The following is a 5,019-nucleotide window of genomic DNA, read 5'->3' on the forward strand; positions in this document are numbered from 1 at the left end:
ATCAAAAGCTAATGGATGATCATAATTTGTATTCAATCTTTCCTCAAACGGTAAATCACTTTGATCCTTATAATAAAAATCCTGCTCTAGCATTAGGATTGAATGTCCCTTAAAATGTTCATATATCGATTTAGTTACACTAGTCTTTCCTGAGCCTGACCCACCAGCAACGCCGATTACAACGGGCTTCCTATTCATTTCTTTAAAGCCCCTTTCGCATCATATTATGTTTAAAAACTTGATTTTTAACTTTAAATTTAACAATTTGCAATGGATGGCGAGCTGCATCAAGCTCATTTCCCTTTTCATCCCAAATTGTCTCAATTACAGTTGTAAAATTCTCAATTTCCGGTCCGAAAAATTCAACTTTGTCACCAGGTTTAAAGAAATTGCGTTGCTGCAATGTAACGATATTTGTCTTCTCGTCATAATCAAGTACAAGTCCAACAAAATCAAATGCAGTTTTTTTACTATGATTTCCAAACATTTGTTGTTTATATCCTGGAACCCCTTCAAAAAAGGCAGATGCTGTTTCACGATTTGCACATTTATCTAATTCTCTTAACCATTCTGGATCAATTTTAAAATTATCAGGATCAGCACAATAAGCATCAATAACTTTACGATATACACTAACAACTGTTGCAATATAATGGATAGATTTCATTCTACCTTCAATTTTTAAACTATCAATTCCTAACTCAATCATTTTCGGAATAGATTCAATTAAATTTAAATCTTTCGGACTCATCGCAAATGGTGCATCATTTTCATCATAAAGAGCTACTTCATGATTATTGTTCATTTTGTATAAATCATAATCCCAGCGGCACGATTGACAGCAGCCACCGCGATTTGAATCACGTGCAGTCATATGGTTACTTAATGTACAGCGACCAGAATAAGCAATACACATTGCACCATGTATAAAGGTTTCAATTTCAATATCTACCTTTTCTTTCATTTCTTTAATTTCTTCCGCACTTGTTTCCCGTGCTAAAACAACTCGTTCAAGACCTTCCTCTTTCCAAAATTGAACAGCCTTCCAGTTAGAAAGAGATTGTTGTGTACTTAAATGGACTTCAAGCTTTGGGGCAACCCGTCTACATGTTTCGATAATAAGTGGGTCAGCAACTATAATACCTGTTACACCTGCACCTTCAAGAGCAATTAAATATTCATCTAGCCCATCAATATTCTCATTGTGAGCATAAATGTTTGTTGTTACATAAATATGAGCACCATACTTTTTTGCAAATTGAACGCCTTCCGCTATCTCTTCAATGGAAAAATTATCGGCATTTGAGCGAAGTCCGTATTCTTGACCGCCAATAAAAACAGCATCCGCTCCATAATGAACAGCTATTTTCAATTTTTCTAAATTACCAGCAGGAGCTAGTAATTCCGGTTTTTTTGTAATGATTCGTTTTCCATTTATGATTTCAGAAATATTATCTTTTACAACCGTCATTTTATTCACTCCTTTTCAATCGATTAAGTCTTAATAGACCGTTTCTTTAAAGAAGAAACCTGTATCTAATGGACGGTTTTTAGCTTGAAGAGCTTCTATTTCTTCTATAAGATTTTCTTTAATCTCTTCATACTCCGCATTATTTTCTATACATAAGTCGATCGCTTTTCGATATTTTTTCGTCACTTCAAGAATATAATCGGAGGTTTGCAGAATTCCATCTATCTTAAACGAATCTATGCCTGCATCGATCATTTCGCCAAGCTCATCAATAATACACATATCGTTTGGACTCATAATATGTGTCCCATTTACATCTTCAAAAATTGGGTATTTATTATTTCTCTCTGGATCAAATAAAAACATATTTTCATTTTGGCTTCTATTTTCAATTTTGAGTGCCTTACCTTGGTATTCAAAATAGTTTCCAAGCAGTGTACGTTTTGATTGAAACATACATGTCATCCCATGGACTTGTACCTCTATTTCAACATCAGCATTTTCTTTCATTTCAATAATTGCATCCATGCTTAACTCACGAGCTAAAACTGCTCTTTTTGCACCTTTTCGCCCCCAGTAGTTACATGTATACCAATTAGTTGCAGTTGTTTCAGTATTCCAGTGCAGTTTTAATTGTGGTGCAACCTCTCTTGCAACCATTAGCACAGCCGGATCACCAAAAACGACTGCATCAACTTTAACATCAGAAAGATAATTAAGATAATCTCCAAGCATTGGAACCATTTCATTGTGAAAAATTGCATTCATTGCAACATATATTTTTTTACCATGCTTATGAGCAATCTCAATTGCTTGTTTTATATCTTCTTTTGTAAATTCACCTGCTAGTCTTAGGCCAAATCTCTGTTCACCGATAATAAATGCATCAGCTCCAGCTTCAATTAAAGTAGGAATATCTTCAACTGATTTCGGTGTAACTAATAATTCAGGTTTCTTCATCACTACCACCTCTTATTTCATGCTAATCATTTTCGTCTCGTTACAGCTATTCCATCACCAACAGGAATAATCGTTGTCTCATAATTATTAAGTTCAAATAGTGAATGATTAAACTCATTTAGTTTTCTAACTAACGTCCTTTGACGTCTCGTTTTTAATTCAGAACGGTCACGCGCAACCGTCCCCTTAAATAAGACATTGTCTGTATAAATGATTCCTGCTTTAGAAAGCATCGGCTCATAAAGCGAGAAAAACTTAGTATATTTTGCCTTAGTAGCATCAATAAACACTGCATCAAACGGAGCGAATGTTTGAACATTCTCTGATAATTCTAGGGCATCGCCATGCATTGTGTGTATTCTCTTTTCAAGGCCCATTTCTTTAATATTTCGGTTCGCCTGTTGAAATCGTTCTTCATCTAGCTCAATTGTAAATATTTCAGCTTCTGGTAACTTTAGGGCCATCCGTATAGCAGAATATCCGATTGCTGTACCGATTTCTAGAATTTTTTTTGGCTGTTGTAATGAGAGAAGAAGTAGTAACACCTCTATTCCTGTTTTCTCCATAATTGGTACATCATTTTGCTTGGCGAATTCTTCCATTTGTTGTACATAAATTGGACGCTCAGGTAGTAAGTTCTCTATATATGTTATAACTTCTTCATTTAACATAGTTGCCCTCCTGCTTTTATTCCTTTAATGCTGCTATTCTCTGCTCAAACGATATAATCCACACCAAAAACAATTAATTACTTGACGTTATCACTATAAATGTCTAGCTACTCATCAAATAAGATCTATAAAAAGTGAAGATCATGATAGGAAAACTGCCACTAATAACCTGTAAAGTCGCACTTTTATCACCGAAAAATAAGAGTCCCATAAATTGAGAACTCTTCAAGTAAAAGCATATAATCCGTTCATTGCTTATAACAACTCGATATATTTTACCACAAGAAGAAAGGGAATGCGAATAATTAATTCACCTTCCCTTCAAAAGTCTATTGCTCTATAATATGTTTATTTTTTTCAATATTATGTTCCTCAAGTGTTTTAGTGAAAATGACTTCCCCTTCCTTAGTCGCTAGGAAATATAAATAATCTGTTTTTTCAGGTGACAATGCAGCATTAAATGATATTTCACCCGCATTTGCAATTGGACCAGGAGGAAGACCTTCGTTTTGATAAGTATTATATGGTGAATCAACTTCAAGGTCTTTATATAGAACACGATCCTTGTGCTGACCAAGTGCATATAAAACGGTTGGATCTGTTTGCAGTGGCATTTTCTTTTCTAGTCTATTATAGAAGACACTTGAAATCTTTTCTCTGTCAGCCTTCTCAGTAGCTTCCTCTTCAATTAAAGAAGCCATTGTTAAAAACCAGTGGACACTTACATTTTTTTCCTCTAGTTGCGGCAAATAATTCCCTACTACCTCACTCATTTTTTTAATCATTGGTTCGATGATTTCTTCAATGGTTGGTTTATCTTTATAATAAGGATATGTCGCAGGATATAGATAGCCTTCAAGCGGATATTTTATATCTTTTGCAAATATATCATCCGTTAATAATTCTGGATATTTCTCTTTCATTTTTTGAATAAATGATTTATCTGTTAAAGTTGCTAAAATTTCTGCTTCACTGTATGGTGCGTTTTTCGAGATGATTGAAGCAATTTCCTCGATTTGCCTTCCCTCAGGAATTGTAACTTGGAATGCTGCCTCTTCCATTAACACTCCTTGTTGCAAGTTCTCAATGATTTCATTAAATGTCATCGATTTATTGAATGTATATTCACCTGCTTGAAAATCAGCTGCATTTTTAAATTTAATATAATACTTAAATACACGAGCATCTTTAATAATATCGTTTTTTTCCAGAATGTTAGAAATCGTTGATACTGAAGAACCAATTGGAATGGTTACCTTTACTGCTTTTTGATTACCATGGTCAACAGGTTCTAAAGCAGATTTTATGTAGAGATACCCTCCACCAATAATTCCTGAAAAAACAATAATTAATATAATAAATACAGATAAAACAATTTTCCGTACAACTTTTGCTTCATTTTGTTTTTCAAGTAACTTGCTATGAAATGAATCTTTTTTTGAATCTTTCTCAGACATTCATATCCTCCTCTCATTCCAACTATTATACTACAATGTTCTCTCCGTTTCGGCAATATTTTCAAAAAGGGTATAACAGGTTCATCTTAAATACTAAAGATGGTTCTGAAATGTATATCGTTGAGAATCTTAACACAACACGCAACATGGAAGCTTTATCCAGTGATTTTCCCATCCATACATATGAATTAAATTCAGGAAATAGTATTGATACTTTTCCATCAATTCTCTAACTATACAAAAAAATAGTCGACCATAAGGCCGACTATTTTTTTCATTATTATTCCTCTTCTTCATCAAGGAAAGTATTTAACATTTCTTCAATTAAATCCCATTCCTCTTCTGTTTCAATCGGTTCTAGATCTCCATCTTCTCCATCTTTATGTGGATTAAAGCTTGATGCATGAATCTCAATTTCTTCGCTATCATCCTCATCCGCACCAACTGGATAATATAAGAC

Annotated in this window: 5 protein-coding genes and 1 pseudogene; all 6 read right to left on the reverse strand. The window is 33.9% G+C overall.

Going from position 1 to position 5,019, the window contains the following annotated elements; all coding sequences use genetic code 11:
- A pseudogene (locus HU235_RS23780) lies at nt 1-198 on the reverse strand (uridine kinase); the annotation flags it as partial.
- Nucleotides 199-202: 4 nt separating this feature from the next.
- Entirely contained in the window at nt 203-1,471 is a 1,269-nt protein-coding gene (locus HU235_RS23785) for a peptidase U32 family protein (RefSeq protein ID WP_095303406.1), read from the reverse strand.
- Nucleotides 1,472-1,501: 30 nt separating this feature from the next.
- A complete protein-coding gene (locus HU235_RS23790) occupies nt 1,502-2,431 on the reverse strand; it encodes a peptidase U32 family protein (protein ID WP_174881805.1) in 930 nt (309 codons plus the stop codon).
- Between the two features lie 26 nt (nt 2,432-2,457).
- Nucleotides 2,458-3,102, reverse strand: coding sequence for an O-methyltransferase (locus tag HU235_RS23795; RefSeq protein WP_095303403.1), 645 nt, complete (start codon nt 3,100-3,102; stop codon nt 2,458-2,460).
- 329 nt (nt 3,103-3,431) lie between these two features.
- Nucleotides 3,432-4,559: an endolytic transglycosylase MltG gene (gene mltG / locus HU235_RS23800; protein ID WP_174881806.1), complete on the reverse strand. Its 1,128-nt coding sequence runs from the start codon at nt 4,557-4,559 to the stop codon at nt 3,432-3,434.
- Between the two features lie 280 nt (nt 4,560-4,839).
- Nucleotides 4,840-5,019: DUF1292 domain-containing protein (locus HU235_RS23805; RefSeq protein WP_174881807.1), on the reverse strand; the 180-nt coding region annotated here is incomplete at its 5' end.

The organism is Metabacillus niabensis, from assembly GCF_902829255.1.
Classification (GTDB): Bacteria; Bacillota; Bacilli; order Bacillales; family Bacillaceae; genus Metabacillus; species Metabacillus niabensis.

Coding starts and splice junctions, on each gene's coding strand:
- HU235_RS23795 (WP_095303403.1), bottom strand. CDS start 3,102: ATGTTAAATGAAGAAGTTATAACATATATAGAGAACTTACTACCTGAG.
- HU235_RS23785 (WP_095303406.1), bottom strand. CDS start 1,471: ATGACGGTTGTAAAAGATAATATTTCTGAAATCATAAATGGAAAACGA.
- HU235_RS23790 (WP_174881805.1), bottom strand. CDS start 2,431: ATGAAGAAACCTGAATTATTAGTTACACCGAAATCAGTTGAAGATATT.
- mltG (WP_174881806.1), bottom strand. CDS start 4,559: ATGTCTGAGAAAGATTCAAAAAAAGATTCATTTCATAGCAAGTTACTT.